The organism is Bradyrhizobium sp. USDA 4011, assembly GCF_054063415.1.
Genome location: NZ_JBSSGG010000001.1, coordinates 1,450,314 through 1,467,579, shown reverse-complemented (window position 1 = coordinate 1,467,579; position 17,266 = coordinate 1,450,314). Strand labels below are relative to the sequence as shown.

Below are 17,266 nucleotides of genomic sequence, written 5' to 3'. Positions count from 1 at the left end.
ATGAACAAGATTGTTCTCACGCTGCTTGCGTCCGCCGCGCTCTGCGCTTCATTGCCGCTGCGAGCCAATGCTGAACTCGATGTCGCCGCGCTGAAGGGCGCAATCGAGAAATCGGTCGAGGCGGACTACCCGAAACTCGACGCGCTCTACAAGGATATTCACGCCCATCCCGAGATCGCGTTTCAGGAGGAGAAGACCGCGGCCAAACTGGCTGCCGAAATGCGGGCGCTGGGCTTCGAGGTGACGGAGCACGTCGGCAAGACCGGGCTGGTTGCGATCTACAGGAACGGCGAGGGCCCCACCATCATGGTGCGCACCGAGCTCGATGCGCTGCCGATGGAAGAGAAGACCGGCCTTCCCTATGCCAGCCACGACAAGACCACATGGCAGGGACGGGAAACCTTCGTCGCTCACAGCTGCGGCCACGACATCCACATGGCGAGCTGGGTGGGCGCGGCCAAGACGCTGGTCGGCCTGAAAGACCAATGGCACGGCACGCTGATGTTCATCGCCCAGCCGGCTGAAGAGATCGTGGCGGGTGCCAAGGCGATGCTGGCGGATGGTCTGTTCACAAGGTTTCCAAAGCCGAATTTCGGCTTCGCCTTGCACGATGGCCCGTTCGCCTACGGAACAGTGCGCTATCGCGTCGGGATCGGCTCGTCCGCCGCCGATGGCCTCTACATCAAATTCCGTGGCCGCGGCGGGCACGGTGCGGTACCGCAGGCGACCATCGATCCCGTGATGATGGCCGCGCGCTTCGTCGTCGATGTTCAGAGCGTGATCAGCCGCGAAAAGGACCCGACAGAATTCGGCGTGGTCAGCATCGGCGCAATTCACGGTGGCACCGCGTCGAACATCATTCCTGACGATGTGGTGCTGCTCGGCACCATTCGCACCTTCAAGCCCGAGGTGCGCGCTAAAATGCTTGCAGGCATCGAGCGGACGGCAAAGGCGGTCGCCGCCATGTCGAATGCGCCGGAGCCTGAGATCAACCTCGCCGAAGGGACCAAGGCCGTGATCAACGATCCCGACGTGGTCGGCACGGCGGAAAAGGTGCTGAAGGCGGCGTTTGGCGACAAGTTCGCAACCTCGCCGCCCGGTACGCCCAGCGAGGATTATTCGGAATTCGTCAGCGCCGGTGTGCCGTCGATGTTCTTCAACATCGGTGTCTACGAGCCGGAGCGCGTTGCCGCGGCCCGGGCGGGCAACGGCCCGCCATTGCCGACCAACCATTCGCCGCTGTTCGCGCCGGTACCGGAGCCGACCATCAAGACCGGTGTCGAGGCCATGACGCTTGCCGTGTTGAGCGCGTTCGACCGGCAGGCGCGAGGAAATTAGCCACCTGCGGCCGGGCGCGCCCGGGAGATTCGGCTGCCGCTGGCCGCATGTTCTCGCCGCGCCAAAACTTGCAGATCGGTTGCTCAACTTGCTGGAGGAGTCCTGTGGCAGATCCCGTTCGCGCCGCTTTCTACCACGACGGAATGCGTGAGTTGCAGGACCGCTTCGACGGTCGTCGCGTCGCCGACGGCCTTGAGAAGCATCGCCTCCACTTCGAATTCTGGGAACAGGAACGCAAGCTCATCGAGGAGACGCGGTTCTTTTTCATTGCGACGAGCTATCAGGACAATGTCGATTGTTCGATGCGTTGTGGCGATCCCGGCTTCGTGAAGATCACCGGGCCCGACACGTTTGAATACCCCGAGTATGACGGCAACAACATGTACCGCACACTCGGCAATATTCACCGCAACCCGAACGTCGGGTTGCTGTTTGTGCGCCTCGACGGCAAGACGTTTCGCGCGCGCATCCGAGGCAAGGCAACGATCCACGACGGCGCGGAAGCGCTTGCCCGGCATCATGGCGCGAAGCTAGTCGTCAGCGTCAAATGCGAAATCTTCCCAAATTGCCCGCGCTACATTCCGGACATGATGGGCGCGTCAGCGGATGTGGCGGCGAATCCGTTCGTTCCTCGGCCCGGCTACGAGCCGCCCGCACCGGAATGGAAGAGCCGGGATTACCTCAAAGACGTACTTTCGAAATACGATCCGCATCGGAAACGCGACGCATAGCGAGCAGGCGAGGACGGATCTTGCTCTGCGCCGCGCTTCGAGGGCAAAGCGGACGCGGCTTCCAATCTTGCGCGCCCCAAGCGGATCTGGGATCGGCGGAGCAACGCCCGATCAAGGCAGCGGCGCCATATAGGGAATGCTGCCGACCAGAACGAAGACTTGAACCGCATTGCACAGCATGCCGCCCCAGTGCAGCCGGCGGAGCCGCCGCACCGCGGTGGGATCGCCAAGGTCTCTCGCGTTCGCCTCGGCATCGAGCCGCCGCAGGAACCATCGGCGCGCCAGCACCGCGAACGCCGCGATCAAGGCGATGCCAAGCGCGACGGCCGGCCGGCCCGCGGCGGCGAAGGCGAGCGTCCCGATCACGCCCGAGACGGTCAGCACCAGGAAGTAGGCATTGAACATGCCGCGCAGCAGACGCGTGACGGACGGAACGTCGAGCTTCACGAGCAGGAACGCAGGGGCCGCGAGCAGGAAGTATCCCATCGGCACCAGCAGGATGATGGTGGAGAACAAGACCGCTTGATCCGGCATCATGCAGCCGCGCCCTTAGGATGGAGGATTTCGGTGCGAAAACCTGAAGTAGTATCCGCACGAGATATCCCCGGCACTATTAGGCTTTGGTCGGATGCGATTCCGCCGGGCCAGACATTGGCGAACGGACGCAAGGTCGCCCGGCCCGCTCGTCCGGGGAACATTCGGCATCCCATTTGCGAATGCAGAGCCCAGGCCGGAGGCATGCCACATCTGTTGGGTGGACCGCCTCTTGCATGCTAGACAGGTCTTACGTCCAACCTCTGAGGCCAGAATTCTCATGCCCATCGTCAACCGCGTCGCCGATCTGCAACCCGATATCCAGGCCTGGCGCCGCAACATCCATGAAAACCCCGAACTGCTGTATGACGTGCACCGCACTGCATCATTCGTGGCCGACCGGCTGCGGGAATTCGGCTGCGACGAGGTCGTGACCGGGCTCGGCAAGACCGGCGTGGTCGGCGTCATCAAGGGCAAGAAGGGGGCGGCCAAGGGCGACGTCAAGGTGATCGGCCTGCGCGCCGACATGGACGCGCTGCCGATCCACGAGGAAACCAACCTGCCTTACGCCTCGAAGACGCCGGGCAAGATGCACGCCTGCGGCCATGATGGCCACACCGCGATGCTGCTCGGTGCGGCGCGCTATCTCGCCGAGACGCGCAATTTCGCCGGCGATGCGGTGGTGATCTTCCAGCCGGCCGAGGAGGGCGGCGCCGGTGCGGCCGCCATGATCAAGGACGGGCTGATGGATCGCTTCGGCGTCCAGCAGGTTTACGGCATGCACAACGGTCCGGGGATTCCGATCGGCTCGTTCGCGATCCGCTCCGGCCCGATCATGGCCGCGACCGATGCGATCGACATCAAGATCGAAGGGCTCGGCGGTCATGCCGCGCGGCCGCATAAATGCATCGATTCCGTGCTGGTCGGCGCCCAGCTCGTCACCGCCTTGCAGCAGATCGTCGCGCGCACCGTCGATCCGCTCGACTCCGCCGTAATCTCGATGTGCGAATTCCATGCCGGCAACGCGCGCAACGTGATCCCGCAGACCGCGGAACTGCGCGGCACCGTGCGCACGCTGACCCGGGAGGTGCGCGATCTCATCGAGAAGCGCGTGCGCGAGGTGGTCGATGGCGTTGCCAAGATGACCGGCGCGAAGATCGAGCTCACCTATGAGCGCGGCTACCCCGTCACCGTCAACCATGAGGCGCAGACCGAATTCGCGGGCCGCATCGCGCGCGACGTCGCGGGCGCTGCCAATGTGCACGAAATGCCGCCGCTGATGGGCGCCGAGGATTTCTCCTACATGCTGGAAGCGCGGCCCGGCGCCTTCATCTTCTGCGGCAACGGCGACAGCGCCGGCCTGCATCACCCCGCCTACAATTTCAACGACGAGGCAATTGTCTACGGTACCTCCTATTTCGTGAAGATCGTGGAGGACGCGCTGGCGGCGTAAGGCTCGCTGCTGGCATCACTCTTCGAACGTCATTGCGAGGAGCGAAGCGACGAAGCAATCCATTGCTCAGCGAGTGGAGATATGGATTGCTTCGCTTCGCTCGCAATGACGGTGAGCGTTGGTCTTGGCGCCGGCTCACACATCCCATCGCACCGGCAGCGTCACCGGTCCGCGGAACACCCAGCCGCGGACGACGGGCGGCGCCTCCGCGCGGAGGCGCAAATTGCGCAAGCGCGCGAACAGCATCGGCACCACGATCTTGCCGACGGTGAGCCGCGACACCCAGGTGCCGGCACAGAAATGCGGTCCGGCGCCGAACGCCAGATGCGATTGCTTCGGTCGCGTCACGTCAAAAGAATCAGGCTCGGCGAAGCGATTGCCGTCGCGGTTCGCCGCGCCGACGCAGAGCCCGATCTGAAGGCCCTCGGGCAGCATGGTGCCGGAAAGATCGACATCGCGGGTGACGCGGCGCGGATACATGCCGATCGGCGAGATCCAGCGCACCGCTTCCTCGAGCGCAGCGGGCCATAGTTCCGGCTTCGCCAGCACGCTCTCCTTCTGCGCCGGGTTTTGCAGGAGACCGAGCACGAGGGTCAGGATCGCATCGCGCGGCTCGTTCAGTCCGCCGCCGATGATTACCTTGATGTTGGCGCGGATGCCCTCGATCGGCATCGGCGGATCGGCGTTGACCATCGAGGACAGGATCGAGGGGTTGGGGTGGCTGCGGTGATCATTGAGCACCGCGTCGATCGCGGCGTCGACATCGGCGCTCGCCTGCATCGCCTTGCGCTCGATCCCGGCATCGGCAGCGTAATTGCCCGCGCCGTCGATCAGCGCCTGCGACCAGTCGGCCAGGGTCTGCCATGGCATCTCACGAAAACCGATCATCGCCATCAGGCTGCGCGAGGCCATCGGCGCGGCCAGCGCCGAGAATAGATCGGCCTCATCGGCAGCGGACAGGTCATCGATCAGCTCTTGCGCGATCGCGGTGAATTTCGGCGCCCAATACTCCTTGATCGTGGCCGGGCGGAACGAGGGCTCGATCGCCTTGCGGCCGATCGCGTGCTCGGCGCCGTCCTTGCGCATGAAGGTCGGCCCCATCACCTTGTTGACCAGCGAGGTCGGATTGTCGGCCGAGTAGGTCGCCGGATCGCGCTCGATCCGCACGATGTCGTCGAAGCGCGTCACCAGCGTCAGCCTCGCGGGCTCGACGAACACCGCCGGCGCCAGCTCGCGCAGGCGGCGGAAGATCGGATAGGGGTCGTCGAGCAGATCCTGATACGCGATGTCGGTGACGACGGGCACGCTGCTGGTCATTGGTCCTCCCGGAGCGCTTTTCGCGAAGCCTAGCGCCAGCGCCGGCAATCACTCAATTCGATGGGATTGATATAGGACATCGAAATATTACATGACCTCATGCTAGGCTGGTCCGCCAGCAAGGCGGGAGGTGCAGCGTGGCGGCCAATTCCTCGATCGATCCGATCGACATCGGGACCTTACGGACGCTTGTGCTGGTTTATGACCTGCAGTCGTTCTCGGCGGCGGCCAAGCGGCTCGACGTCAACCAGTCCACCATCAGCTACGCGGTCGAGCGGTTGCGCGGCGCGCTCGGTGATCCCTTGTTCGTCCGCAACGGCAATGGCGTGACCGCCACCGAACGCTGCGCAGCGCTGGTCAGCTGGGCGCGGGACATGATCGGCGAGATCGACGGGCTTGCCTCACCGGCTGAATTCGATCCGGCGACGGCGCAGGGCAGCGTGACGATCTCCTGCAACTATCACGAACGCCAGACCCTTATGCCGCGGTTCAGTGCGCGGCTGCGTGCCGGCGCACCACGGGTCCGTCTCGTCCTGCTCGATGCCGCGGGCCATGGCGACATCCATCTCAAGCAGAACCAGTGCGACATCGTGCTCGGTCCGGTCGGGGTGGTCGGCGAAAGCTTCTTTCGGCGCCATATCCTCACCGATCACTATGTCTGCGTGATGGATCCGGCCAATCCGCTGGCGCGCGGCCGGATCGCGCTGTCGGCCTACGCCAAGGCCGAACACGTCTTCATCACCCACAGCGGCGAGTGGCAGCCGCTTTATCTCGAGGCGCTCAAGGCGAGGGAGATCGAGATCGAGCCTTTGGTCAGCCTTCCGAACCACGACAGCCTGGAGCGCATCGTCGCCGGCACAAGGCTGGTTGCGACGATCCCGCATCACCTGGCGCGGGCGATGCGCGGCGGCCTGCACGTCGCGTCGCTGCCGTTCCGGGTGCCGATCTCGATCGACATGTACTGGAGCGCCAGGACGGCCAAGTCCGGCCTGCACAAATGGGCGCGCGGTCTGCTGGCGGAGGTCGCGAAAGTGTACGCTGCCTGAGCGCGCCGCGATCGTCAAAAAGCAAAGGCCCGCACCAATGTGCGGGCCTTGGGTCCGGCGCGTTGCCGCGCCGAAAGCGTGTCGGCATCAGAACACGTGGTAGAACACGTAGTACAGACAACCCGAGATGATCATCGCGGCGGGCAGGGTCAGCACCCAGGCCATCGCGATGTTGCGGATCGTCGCCCATTGCAGGCCGGAGCCGTTGGCTGCCATGGTGCCGGCAATGCCTGACGACAGCACGTGTGTGGTCGAGACCGGCAGGCCGTAGCCGTCGGCCGCAGCGATCGTCGCGGCCGCCGTGATCTCGGCGCAGGCGCCCTGCGCGTAGGTCAGGTGGGTCTTGCCGATCTTCTCGCCGACGGTGACGACGATCCGCTTCCAGCCGACCATGGTGCCGAGGCCGAGCGCGATGGCAACGGCGAACTTCACCCAACTCGGGATGAACTTGGTCGCGGCATCGAGCGAGCCCTTGTACGCGTTCAGCGTGGCAATGTCGGCCGCGGTCAGCTCGGCTTCCTTGTCCTTCATCAGGAAGCGGATCGCCTCGGACGCCAGGTACATGTCGTTACGGGTGTTGCCGACCGCATCAGCCGGGAACTTGGCCAGCGAGCCATACTGGGCAACCTGCTGGCCGATGTCGCGCACCAGCACCGCGAGCGACGGATAGGTGCCTTCGTTGATCTGGTGCTGCGCGACATAGTTGGTCACGGCCGGGCGCGGATTGCCGATCACATTGTAACCGGCGGCCTTGCCTTCGATGACCTTGCTGGCCGAGGTGGAGTGCGCGGCGAACTGCTCGATCTGGCTCGCGGGCAGCGCGCGGTTCAGCGCGTAGGCGGTCGGCACGGTGCCGATCAGGATCAGCATGATCAGGCCCATGCCCTTCTGACCGTCGTTCGAGCCGTGGAAGAAGCTGACCAGCGTGCAGGTCAGGATCAGGATGCCCCGGATCCACCACGGCGGCGGCTGGTTGCCGACCGGCTCGCCGAACAGCGCCGGCGTCGCGCGCGTCAGCACGATCTTGAGGATGTAGAGCAGGCCGGCGGCGAGCGCGAAGCCGAACAGCGGCGACAGCAGCAGCGCCTTGGCGATGTTGGTCGCCTGCGACCAGTCAACACCGGAGGTGCCGTCGCGGCCGCGCAGCAGCGCGTTGGTGATGCCGACGCCCATGATCGAGCCGATCAGGGTGTGCGAGCTCGAGGCCGGCAGGCCGAGCCACCAAGTGCCGAGATTCCAGATGATGGCGGCGATCAGCAGCGCAAACACCATCGCGAAGCCGGCGCTGGAGCCGACCTGCAGGATCAGTTCGACCGGAAGCAGCGACACGATGCCGAACGCGACGGCGCCGCTCGAGAGCAGCACGCCGATCAGGTTGAAGATGCCAGACCAGACCACGGCGATATGTGCCGGCAGCGAGCGGGTGTAGATCACGGTGGCGACCGCGTTGGCGGTGTCGTGGAAGCCGTTGACGAATTCAAAGCCGAGCGCGATCAGCAGCGCTACGAACAGCAGGATGTAGGGCAGGAACGAGGTGACGCGCGTACCGGTGGCGTCGACGTCGACATAGATGCTGTAGGCAACGAACAGCAGCGCGGCCGCAACCACGCCCAAATAGATAATGCCGGTCAGAGGATGAAAGCCCTTGTCGAGGTCCGGTCCCTTTTTCAGGGCGGGCTCGATCGAGCCGGGTAACGCCATATCGCTCATGGTAAACTCCTGTCCTAATGCCCGCGATTTTGATCGATGCATATGACAGGCAATTGAAATCCGGCCCGCGAAATGAGCCGGTCCACCCATGACGGTGGACATCCCGCCGAATTGTTGTGCAACGCATTGAAGGTCCACGGGCCTTCGCGGCCTCGTGGCAATCTTCAGCAGCAGACGATCACCGATCGCGCAATGATCGTGACTGAGGTCACTGTCCGGGTTTCGCGGAGCGAGACATGTGGAACGAGACATGTGGAAGGTGAGGACGCCGGCAGCGAGACGTCGGGGCCGCGAAGCCACACCACCGGGAATCGAGGTCGCCGGAAATCCTGGCAACCAGGAATTCAAATAACCAGAAATCCGGCGCGGACGAGTGAGTGAGGAGGGGAGGATTGCGAGATGAGGTGGCGCGCCGCACGATCGGGGCTAGCAAACCGCGCAGCGCGCCCGCCTCAGGTACGTCATGGCGTGAACATGACGCCCGATACCTGTGGAACACGTCACAATACCACGGATCAATTAAAGGTTGTAGGTATTTGTCAGCGTCCAGAAACAATTTTACGTTGAAGTGTTGTGCCTGGTTCCGCCGGTTTGGCGCAACTCAGGCCGCGCGGGCCGGATTGCGCAATTGATCTGCGGCAATTTTCAAGTCGTCGATAAAACGCTGGTATTCCAGCGCTTTGGCTTTCTCGTCGGGCAGCCGCAACAGGTAGGACGGGTGTACGGTGACGAGCACCTTGGTTCCGTCGTGATCGATCAGGCGGCCGCGGTTCTTGTTGATCGGGGTGATTTTGCCGAGCACGCTCTGCGCTGCGGTGGCACCGAGCGCCACCACGAGTTCCGGCCTGATGGCGTCAAGCTCGCGTGCGTACCACTGACGGCAGGCGCGGATCTCCGGCGTGCTCGGCTTCTGGTGCAGCCGGATCTTGCCGCGCGGCACGAATTTGAAGTGCTTCACCGCGTTGGTGATGTAGACCTTGGCGCGCGCGATGCCGGCGTCCTCAAGCGCGCGATCGAGCATCTGCCCGGCCGGTCCGACAAAGGGATGGCCTGCGAGATCTTCCTTGTCGCCGGGCTGTTCGCCGACCAGCATCAGCGACGCGTCTTGCGGCCCTTCGCCGAACACGGTCTGGGTTGCGTCCTTCCACAGCGGGCAGGCGCGGCAATCGGCTGCCTCTTCGCGCAAGGCAGCGATCGTGTCGCGAACTTGCATGTCTTGAATCTGCTTGTCTTTGACTTGTTTGTCTCGGGCTTGCTTGCGGGCCATCGGCTCATCCTGCGGCTTCAGCGGCGCGGCCGCCTTGCGTGCAATGAAGGGGCCGCTGGTCATGCGCATGGCGTCTTCGATCAGCGGCTTAATGATCGAGTCCTCGGGCAGGTTCCTCCAATAGGCCTGCGGCATCTCCATCACTTTCAGCCGCGCGGGATTGAAGAGGCCGTTGTCATGACGCCGCCAGGCCTCCTCGAGCCGGTCTTCGCTGGGCACCTCGGATTTGGCGAGGCCGGGCGAGATCGAGATCGCGTGCCCGTCCCAATGCGCACAGACGTCGGGCGTCAGGATCGACCACGGCATGTCGGCGAAGCGGCCGGCGAAGAAAGGTGCGGCGAGCTCGACGATGCGATGCTCCGGCTCGAACCAGGCGACGTAATGCGCCGTCCGCTCGCGGCCGATCTCGCGGAAGCGGAGCTGCGCGTGCATCCGGTCGATGTCGCCATAGACCGCGCGCGCCATCGCGTGGACCTCGGCGACGTCGGGATCATCGGTCGCGCTGAGCAGATCGTGATGGCTGCGCAGCCGCCACAGCAGGCGATAGAGCAAGGCGAAGCGCTCGTCATTGCGATGCAGGATCGCGGTCTTTGCGAGCTCGACGAAAATGGCTGGGACGTTGAACCGCGCCTGCGGCGCATCGGGCAGGTCATTCACGCAGGAGGCTGACGACAGTTCGTCGTCCTTGCGTACGGTCCACGTGACCTCCGCAGGCTTCACGTCATTCAGCGCCAATCGCCGCGCTGCCTTGCGCCAGCCCTCGAAATCGGTGTCGTTGTCGAGCACGATGATACGCATGCGATTGCTCCGTTTCCGTCACGCCGCCATTCTTGGGGCCTGCACGCCTGACTTGCGGAAGAGCAGGGCCCGTCCGCTCCGGCGGCTGGTGAATCCCATTGATTCCATTCATGAATCGATGGGCTCACCAATCCGATTGACTCCGCGGGCCCTGTTAGCTTTATATTAGAACATACCATGAACAAATGGACCAGTCCCTGGTTCTCTGTTTCTGGTTAGTGACGGCCTCAAATTTTCAGGTGGAAGGAGCGGCGCAATGAACGGCGCACGCACGGGTACGCTTGCGTCTCTGCGCGGCAGCATCGCACGCATCGAGGCGCCATCGGAGGTGGCGATGCCGAACCGCATCGCGCTTGGACATGCCAGCGCGGACGCGATGCTGCGCGGCGGGCTTGCGCCGGCCGCGCTGCACGAGGTGTTCGCGGCCGGCCATCAAGGCGGCGCGGCGACCGGCTTCATCGCCGGGCTCGCCGGACGGGTGTCAGCGCGCAAGCCGCTGGTCTGGGTGCGGCAGGATTTTTCCGACCGCGAAAACGGCGCGCTGTCGATGCGCGGGCTGGCCGAGCTCGGCCTCGATCCGCGCCTCCTGGTCACCGTGCGTGCCGCCGATGTCGACAGCGGCCTGCGCACCGCGGCCGACGCGCTCGCCTGCGATGCGCTCGGCGCGGTCGTGCTCGAGATCTGGGGCCATGCGCGCCAGCTCGATCTCGTCGCCAGCCGCAAACTGACCTTGGCGGCGCAAGCCTCCGGCGTCACCGCGCTGGTGCTGCGGATCGCAGCCACGCCGATCCCCTCGACCGCGGAGACGCGCTGGATCGTGCGCGCGGCGCATTCGCCGCCAGGCAATGCGGCTTGCGCCTGGGGCGCGCCGCGCTTCGAGGCCGAACTCGTGCGCAATCGTCATGGCCCGGTCGGGCGATGGATCATGGAATGGAAATGCGATGAGTGCCAATTCAATGAACCGTCGGCGTATCCTCAGCCTGTGGCTGCCACGCCTGCCCATCGACCGCATCAAGCGCAAGCTCGCGCAGGACATCGCCTCGCAAGCTGACGCGCGGGAGGTCGTAGGGCTCCCTCTCCCGCTTGCGGGGGAGGGCTGGGGTGGGGGTCTCGCCACGAGTCCCGCTGAGGAGAGAGCCCCCACCCGGATCGCATCTCGCGATGCGATCCGGCCTCCCCCGCAAGCGGGAGAGGCGAAGAAAGAACTTCGCTTTCTGCTGCAAGCGACAACAGTGCAAAAACTCCCCAGCGTCGTGGTCGCAAAGGACCACAACGCGATCCTGCTGCACGCGATCGACGAGGCGGCGGTGCGGGCCGGGCTGTCGATCGGGTTGCCGCTCGCCAATGCCCGGGCGATCTGCCCGGAACTCACGGTCTACGACGCAGACCCCGCCGCCGATCTGAAAACGCTGAACGACATCGCCGACTGGTGCGACCGCTTCACGCCGCTGGTCGCGCTCGATCCGCCTTACGGGCTGTTCCTCGACATCACCGGCTGCACGCATCTGTTCGGCGGCGAGCGCGCGCTGCTGCAGATCGTCACCAATGCGCTGAGCCGGCGCGGCTTTGCCGTCAGTGCGGCGATTGCCAGCACCTCGATCGCGGCGCGCACGCTGACGCGCTACGCCTCGGGGCAGATCGTAGCCAGCGGCGCGGAGGCAGAGGCGGTCGGCCCGCTGCCGGTGTCGGCGCTCGGCGCAGATAGCGCGGTCACCGCCGGCCTGCGCCGCGCCGGCCTGAAGACCATCGGCGATGTCGCCTCGCGCGCGCCGCATGAAATCTCGGCGCGGTTCGGCTCGGCCTTCACCACCCTGCTTGGTCACGCACTCGGGCAGGGCGATGCCCCGATCAGCCCGCGCAAGCCGCTGCCCGATTACATCGTCGAGAAGCGTTTTCCCGAACCCATCGCAACCGACACCGTAATCGCGCTGACGCTCTCAAGCCTCGCCAAGACGCTGGTTGCGGCGATGGACAAGCAGGGCAAGGGCGCGCGGCAGCTGGAAGCGAGCTTCTTCCGCACCGACGGCGCGGTGCGCACGATCATGGTCGAGACCGGGCGTCCGGTGACGCGGCCGGAGATGATCGACCGCCTGTTCCGCGAGCGGCTCGATGCGCTCAACGATCCGCTCGATCCTGGCTTCGGCTTCGATCTCATCCGTCTCGCCGCAGGGCGTACCGAGATCGTGGTGCAGCAGCAGCGCGATCTCGACACCACCGTGCACGACAATGACGAGATCTCGGCGCTGATCGACCGCATCGCCGCCCGCATCGGGGGTAAACGCGTCGTCGTGCATCTGCCGCTCGAGAGCCATATCCCCGAACGCGCTGCGCTCGCGCTGCCGGCGCAGCATCATCTGGCCGCGGCGAGCGCGGCCGCCTGGCCGGACCGCGTCGCCGGCGAGCCGCCGCTGCAACCGCTCAGGCTGTTCGAGCGGCCCGAGCCCATCAAGGTGCCGTTCGCGAGCGTGCCGGACGGGCCGCCGCACCAGTTCACCTGGCGGCGCGCCTTGCACGCGGTGGTGCGGGTCGAGGGGCCCGAGCGCATCGCGATGGAATGGTGGAAGCAGGACGGCGCGGCGCTGACGCGCGATTACTTCCGCGTCGAGGATGCCGAGGGCCAGCGCTTCTGGATCTTTCGCGACGGCCTCTACGAGAGCGAGCTGCGCGACGAGCAGGGCGAGCCGGTCGCGGCCAACTGGTATGTGCACGGGCTGTTCGCATGAATATGCAGAGCGTTTTCGAGCGAAGTGGGAGCCGGTTCGCGTGAAGAAAACGCGTCAAAACAAGAATCTGATGCCCGACTATGCCGAGATCGGCATCACCAGCAACTTTTCTTTCCTGCGCGGCGGCTCCGATCCGCGCGCCTATGTACATCAAGCGAGCGAACTCGGGATTCCCGTGATCGGGCTCGCCGATCACAATACGCTGGCCGGCGTGGTGCGCGCCTGGAAGGAGCGCGACAGCGACAAGGTCGCCCATCCGCCCAAGCTCTTGATCGGCGCCCGCATCGTCTTCATCGACGGTACGCCCGATATCCTGGTCTATCCGCGCGACCGCGCCGCCTACGGCCGGCTGTGCCAATTGCTTACCCGCGGCAAGCGCGGCGGCGGCATCGAGCGCATCGAGAAGGGCGACTGCCGGCTCACTCTGTCCGATCTCGTCGACTTCGCCGAAGGCCAGCTCCTGGTGCTGGCGCTGCCGCATCGTTTCGAAGACGAGAAAGCGCTCGATCTGCTCGCGCAGCTCAAGGCCAGTGCCGCCGATGGCGTCTGGCTCGCCGCAAGCCTGCTCTATCGCGGCGACGACAGGCGCCGTCTCGCGCGGCTCCATGGCCTCGCCGCCGATGCCGGCGTGCCGCTGCTCGCCACCAACGAGGTGCTCTATCACCATCCCGCCCGCCGCCCGTTACAGGACGTGCTGACCTGCATCCGCGAAAAGACCACGATCGAGGCTGTCGGCCGCAGGCTTGAGGCCAATGCCGAGCGGCATCTCAAGCCGGCGCATGAAATGATCAGGCTGTTTCGCGATCTGCCGGATGCGATCGCGGAGACCATGCGCTTCGCGAAACGCATCTCCTTCTCGCTCGACCAGCTCAAATACCAGTATCCCGACGAGCCGGTACCGCCGGGCAAGACCGCGCAGCAGCATCTGGAGGACCTGACCTGGGCCGGTGTCGACAAATATTTCGGCGGCGTGATCGACGAAAAACTTCGCGCCACTTTGAACAAGGAGCTCGCGCTGATCGCCGAGCTGAAATACGCGCATTACTTCCTCACCGTGCACGACATCGTGCACTATGCGCGCAGCCAGAACATCCTGTGCCAGGGGCGGGGGTCGGCGGCGAACTCGGCGGTCTGCTACGTGCTCGGCGTCACCTCGGTCGATCCGACCAAGGTCGATCTGCTGTTCGAGCGCTTCATCTCCAAGGAGCGGCTGGAGCCGCCCGACATCGACGTCGATTTCGAGCATTCGCGGCGCGAGGAGGTGATGCAATATGTCTATCGCCGCTATGGCCGCCACCGCGCCGCGATCATCGCGACCGTGATCCATTATCGCCCGCGCAGCGCGATCCGCGACGTCGGCAAGGCGCTCGGGTTGACCGAGGACGTCACCGCCGCACTCGCCGACACCGTGTGGGGCAGCTGGGGCAAGGGCCTCAACGACATGCAGGTGCGGCAGGCGGGGCTCGACCCGAAGAATGCGATGATCAATCTCGCGGTCGAGCTCGCCACCGAGCTGATCGAGTTTCCGCGCCATCTCTCGCAGCATGTCGGCGGCTATGTGCTGACCCAGGACCGGCTCGACACCTATGTGCCGATCGGCAACGCCGCGATGGACGACCGCACCTTCATCGAATGGGACAAGGACGACGTCGACGCGCTTCACATGATGAAGGTCGACGTGCTGGCGCTGGGCATGCTGACCTGCATCCGCAAATGCTTCGACCTGATCGATGACCACAAGGGCGAGCGCTGGGAGCTCGCCTCGGTCCCGCAGGACGAAAAAGAAGTCTACGACATGCTGTGCCGCGGCGAGTCGCTCGGCGTGTTCCAGGTCGAGAGCCGCGCCCAGATGAACATGCTGCCGCGGTTGAAGCCGCGCACCTTCTACGACCTCGTCATCGAGGTTGCGATCGTGCGCCCCGGGCCGATCCAGGGCGACATGGTGCATCCTTATCTCAGGCGGCGGAACAAGCAGGAGCAGGAGATCTATCCGGCTCCGTCGCCCGAGCACGGCTCACCGGATGAGCTCTACAATGTCCTGCACAAGACGCTCGGCGTGCCGCTGTTCCAGGAACAGGCGATGCGGATCGCGATCGAGGCGGCAAAGTTCACCTCGGAGGAGGCCAACGGCCTGCGCCGCTCGATGGCGACCTTCCGCAACCTCGGCACCATCGGCAGCTATGAGGAGAAGCTGGTCGGCAACATGGTGGCGCGCGGCTACGATCCGGATTTCGCCCGCAGCTGCTTCGACCAGATCAAGGGCTTTGGCAGTTACGGCTTCCCGGAAAGCCACGCCGCGAGCTTCGCGCAGCTCGTCTACATCTCCTCATGGCTGAAGCACCATCATCCCGATGCGTTCTGCTGCGGCCTGCTCAACTCGCAGCCGATGGGCTTCTATGCCCCGGCGCAGATCGTCGGCGACGCCCGCAACAACGGCGTCACGGTGCGCGAGGTCGATGTCTCCTTCAGCTTTGCGCAGAACACGCTGGAGGAGCGCGACGGAAAATACTGCGCGGTGCGGCTCGGCTTCCGCCAGATCGACGGCTTTCATTGGCTGGATGAGGACGAGGAGCGGTTGAAGCGGATGCGGGCCAGCCACAAAGAGGCTGTGCTCCCTCTCCCGCTTGCGGGGGAGGGGTGGGGTGGGGGTCTCTCCACGAGTCACGCTGAGGAGAGAGCCCCCACCCGCAGCGCATTCGCGCTGCGGCCTCCCCCGCAAGCGGGAGAGGCGAAGCAAGAGAAAGACTGGGCCGACCGCATCGTCGCCGCGCGCAACCGCCGGCCCTTCGCTTCGCTTGAGGACTTCGCCCGCGACACTGGCCTGCCCAAGCGCGCGCTGATCCTGCTCGCCGACGCCGATGCGTTCCGCTCGCTCGGGCTCGACCGCCGCGAGGCGCTGTGGGCGGTGCGGCGGCTGCCCGACGACGTGCCGCTGCCGCTGTTCGAGGCCGCCACCGCGCGCGAGCAGCCGGATGAGGGCGCAAAACCGCTGCCGGAGATGCCGCGTCCCGAGCAGGTGGTCGCCGACTATCAGACCATCCGCCTGTCGCTGAAGGGCCATCCGATGGAATTCCTGCGCGAGATGTTCACCAGGGAGCGTGTCGTCGCCTGCCACACCATCAACCGCAGCAACGACCGCCGCCGGGTCAGCTGCGCCGGCGTCGTGCTGGTGCGGCAGCGGCCGGGCAGCGCCAAGGGCGTCGTGTTCATGACGCTGGAGGACGAGACCGGCATCGCCAACATCGTGGTATGGCCGAAAGTGATGGAGCAGTACCGCAAGGAAGTGATGGGTGCGCGCCTGATCCTGGTCGAGGGCTATATCCAGAGCAGCCCCGAGGGCGTGACGCATCTGGTGGCGCAGCGCATGACCGACCGTTCCCACGATCTGATCGGCCTCGCCAACGAATCCCTCAGTCGCAAGCATCCGGTGCCGCCGGGACCGGCGCTGATCGAGCCGCTCAACGACGACCGCCGCGATCGCGGCGATAACTCGCCGCAAAAGATCCGCCACCCTCGCAACGTCCGCATCCTGCCGCCGTCACGGGATTTTCATTGACGCCGGCACGGGCCTCGATTTGATGCAGATCAAAGGCACCGCGGAGCTCCCGTAAGACAAAGGAAAAAAGGAGACCGGGATGTCCGCAGCCGAGATTGCAAAGCTTCATTTCTCAGCAGCACTTGCCGAAGCGGAGGCCGCTGGGGTGGGGCACGACAGCCTCTGCCGCTCGCTGCTCGGCCTTGTCGTCTCGAAATACCTCGAAGACAGGAGCGTCTCCGACGTGCAGTCGGAGCTTCGCTTCATCGCCGACAATTGCGACCCTGATACGGACTTCGCGTTCATGCGCCCCTAACGCGCGGAGCGCAGGGCGGATCGTAGCCTTTATCGCAGCGATAGTGTGCACCGCAACCAGCCGATCTCGTCCGGCCGGCGAACTCGTCTATTTCGAGAAGCAGGACAACTGCCAATATGCCTCGATCGGCGTTTCCCAGCACAAGGCGTGCACCACGACGCGCTATCGCCGTCCCACGCTGACGTTCGAAGACCTGATGGGCAAGGGAGCCTACTTCTCCTATCTCGCGACGCTTGACGACGTGATCGCCTCGCGCGGCGGCAACCTGCTGATCGTCGACGGCAAGGTCGTCGGCGTTAGCGGCGGTTCCGGCGGTTCGGGCTCGCAGGACAATGTGATCTCGATCGCCGGCCAGGCCGCGCTGAAGTGAGGGCAGCGACATGATGCTTCTGCCTGGCTTCGGTCGGGCGGAAGCTCTTCTGACGAGCGTGGGTAGAGCGAAGCGAAACCCATCACCTTTGATCCGCGCGGAGACATGAATGGGTTTCGCTGCGCTCT

General features: G+C 65.0%; 13 protein-coding genes. 9 read left to right on the top strand and 4 right to left on the bottom strand.

Going from position 1 to position 17,266, the window contains the following annotated elements:
- Positions 1 to 1,338, top strand: coding sequence for an amidohydrolase (locus tag ACVW1C_RS06890; protein ID WP_456757754.1), 1,338 nt, complete (start codon positions 1 to 3; stop codon positions 1,336 to 1,338).
- Between the two features lie 104 nt (positions 1,339 to 1,442).
- Positions 1,443 to 2,069, top strand: coding sequence for a pyridoxamine 5'-phosphate oxidase family protein (locus ACVW1C_RS06885; RefSeq protein WP_456757753.1), 627 nt, complete (start codon positions 1,443 to 1,445; stop codon positions 2,067 to 2,069).
- A 111-nt stretch (positions 2,070 to 2,180) separates the two neighbouring features.
- On the opposite strand, the gene ACVW1C_RS06880 is transcribed toward ACVW1C_RS06885, so the two are convergent.
- Positions 2,181 to 2,603: a hypothetical protein gene (locus ACVW1C_RS06880; RefSeq protein ID WP_456763011.1), complete on the bottom strand. Its 423-nt coding sequence runs from the start codon at positions 2,601 to 2,603 to the stop codon at positions 2,181 to 2,183.
- Positions 2,604 to 2,883: 280 nt separating this feature from the next.
- Here ACVW1C_RS06880 and ACVW1C_RS06875 point away from each other — a divergent pair, with 280 nt between their 5' ends.
- The gene (locus tag ACVW1C_RS06875; protein ID WP_456757752.1) at positions 2,884 to 4,056 is read left to right on the top strand and encodes a M20 aminoacylase family protein; all 1,173 of its coding nucleotides are present in this window, start codon (positions 2,884 to 2,886) and stop codon (positions 4,054 to 4,056) included.
- A 135-nt stretch (positions 4,057 to 4,191) separates the two neighbouring features.
- Here ACVW1C_RS06875 and ACVW1C_RS06870 read toward each other — a convergent pair whose 3' ends face one another.
- Entirely contained in the window at positions 4,192 to 5,373 is a 1,182-nt protein-coding gene (locus ACVW1C_RS06870; RefSeq protein WP_456757751.1) for a cytochrome P450, read from the bottom strand.
- A 137-nt stretch (positions 5,374 to 5,510) separates the two neighbouring features.
- On the opposite strand from ACVW1C_RS06870, the gene ACVW1C_RS06865 reads away from it, so the two are divergent.
- Positions 5,511 to 6,419 (top strand): LysR family transcriptional regulator, encoded by a 909-nt coding sequence (locus ACVW1C_RS06865; RefSeq protein WP_456757750.1) that lies wholly within the window; start codon positions 5,511 to 5,513, stop codon positions 6,417 to 6,419.
- Between the two features lie 87 nt (positions 6,420 to 6,506).
- On the opposite strand, the gene ACVW1C_RS06860 is transcribed toward ACVW1C_RS06865, so the two are convergent.
- Entirely contained in the window at positions 6,507 to 8,129 is a 1,623-nt protein-coding gene (locus ACVW1C_RS06860; RefSeq protein WP_456757749.1) for an inorganic phosphate transporter, read from the bottom strand.
- Between the two features lie 601 nt (positions 8,130 to 8,730).
- The gene (locus ACVW1C_RS06855; protein ID WP_456757748.1) at positions 8,731 to 10,194 is read right to left on the bottom strand and encodes a UdgX family uracil-DNA binding protein; all 1,464 of its coding nucleotides are present in this window, start codon (positions 10,192 to 10,194) and stop codon (positions 8,731 to 8,733) included.
- Between the two features lie 256 nt (positions 10,195 to 10,450).
- On the opposite strand from ACVW1C_RS06855, the gene ACVW1C_RS06850 reads away from it, so the two are divergent.
- The 5 genes from ACVW1C_RS06850 to ACVW1C_RS06830 all read left to right on the top strand — a co-directional run bounded on the left by ACVW1C_RS06850 (position 10,451) and on the right by ACVW1C_RS06830 (position 17,138).
- Positions 10,451 to 11,245 carry an ImuA family protein gene (locus tag ACVW1C_RS06850; protein WP_456757747.1) on the top strand — a complete coding sequence of 265 codons (795 nt, stop codon included), beginning with the start codon at positions 10,451 to 10,453 and terminating at the stop codon, positions 11,243 to 11,245.
- Positions 11,136 to 12,917 carry a Y-family DNA polymerase gene (locus tag ACVW1C_RS06845; RefSeq protein WP_456757746.1) on the top strand — a complete coding sequence of 594 codons (1,782 nt, stop codon included), beginning with the start codon at positions 11,136 to 11,138 and terminating at the stop codon, positions 12,915 to 12,917. The genes ACVW1C_RS06850 and ACVW1C_RS06845 overlap by 110 nt, the downstream gene beginning before the upstream one ends.
- Before the next feature lie 70 nt (positions 12,918 to 12,987).
- A complete protein-coding gene (locus ACVW1C_RS06840; RefSeq protein ID WP_456763010.1) occupies positions 12,988 to 16,473 on the top strand; it encodes an error-prone DNA polymerase in 3,486 nt (1,161 codons plus the stop codon).
- Between the two features lie 79 nt (positions 16,474 to 16,552).
- Positions 16,553 to 16,768, top strand: a complete 216-nt coding sequence (locus ACVW1C_RS06835) for a hypothetical protein (protein ID WP_173641757.1) — start codon at positions 16,553 to 16,555, stop codon at positions 16,766 to 16,768.
- 43 nt (positions 16,769 to 16,811) lie between these two features.
- On the top strand, positions 16,812 to 17,138 hold the full coding sequence (locus tag ACVW1C_RS06830) for a heme-binding protein (RefSeq protein ID WP_456757745.1): 327 nt from the start codon (positions 16,812 to 16,814) through the stop codon (positions 17,136 to 17,138).
- Positions 17,139 to 17,266 lie beyond the last annotated feature (128 nt).

Excerpts from the sequence above, each read along its gene's own strand:
- ACVW1C_RS06875 (WP_456757752.1), top strand. The coding sequence starts at position 2,884 with ATGCCCATCGTCAACCGCGTCGCCGATCTGCAACCCGATATCCAGGCC.
- ACVW1C_RS06840 (WP_456763010.1), top strand. The coding sequence starts at position 12,988 with ATGCCCGACTATGCCGAGATCGGCATCACCAGCAACTTTTCTTTCCTG.
- ACVW1C_RS06845 (WP_456757746.1), top strand. The coding sequence starts at position 11,136 with ATGAGTGCCAATTCAATGAACCGTCGGCGTATCCTCAGCCTGTGGCTG.
- ACVW1C_RS06880 (WP_456763011.1), bottom strand. The coding sequence starts at position 2,603 with ATGCCGGATCAAGCGGTCTTGTTCTCCACCATCATCCTGCTGGTGCCG.
- ACVW1C_RS06835 (WP_173641757.1), top strand. The coding sequence starts at position 16,553 with ATGTCCGCAGCCGAGATTGCAAAGCTTCATTTCTCAGCAGCACTTGCC.
- ACVW1C_RS06855 (WP_456757748.1), bottom strand. The coding sequence starts at position 10,194 with ATGCGTATCATCGTGCTCGACAACGACACCGATTTCGAGGGCTGGCGC.
- ACVW1C_RS06860 (WP_456757749.1), bottom strand. The coding sequence starts at position 8,129 with ATGAGCGATATGGCGTTACCCGGCTCGATCGAGCCCGCCCTGAAAAAG.
- ACVW1C_RS06890 (WP_456757754.1), top strand. The coding sequence starts at position 1 with ATGAACAAGATTGTTCTCACGCTGCTTGCGTCCGCCGCGCTCTGCGCT.
- ACVW1C_RS06870 (WP_456757751.1), bottom strand. The coding sequence starts at position 5,373 with ATGACCAGCAGCGTGCCCGTCGTCACCGACATCGCGTATCAGGATCTG.
- ACVW1C_RS06850 (WP_456757747.1), top strand. The coding sequence starts at position 10,451 with ATGAACGGCGCACGCACGGGTACGCTTGCGTCTCTGCGCGGCAGCATC.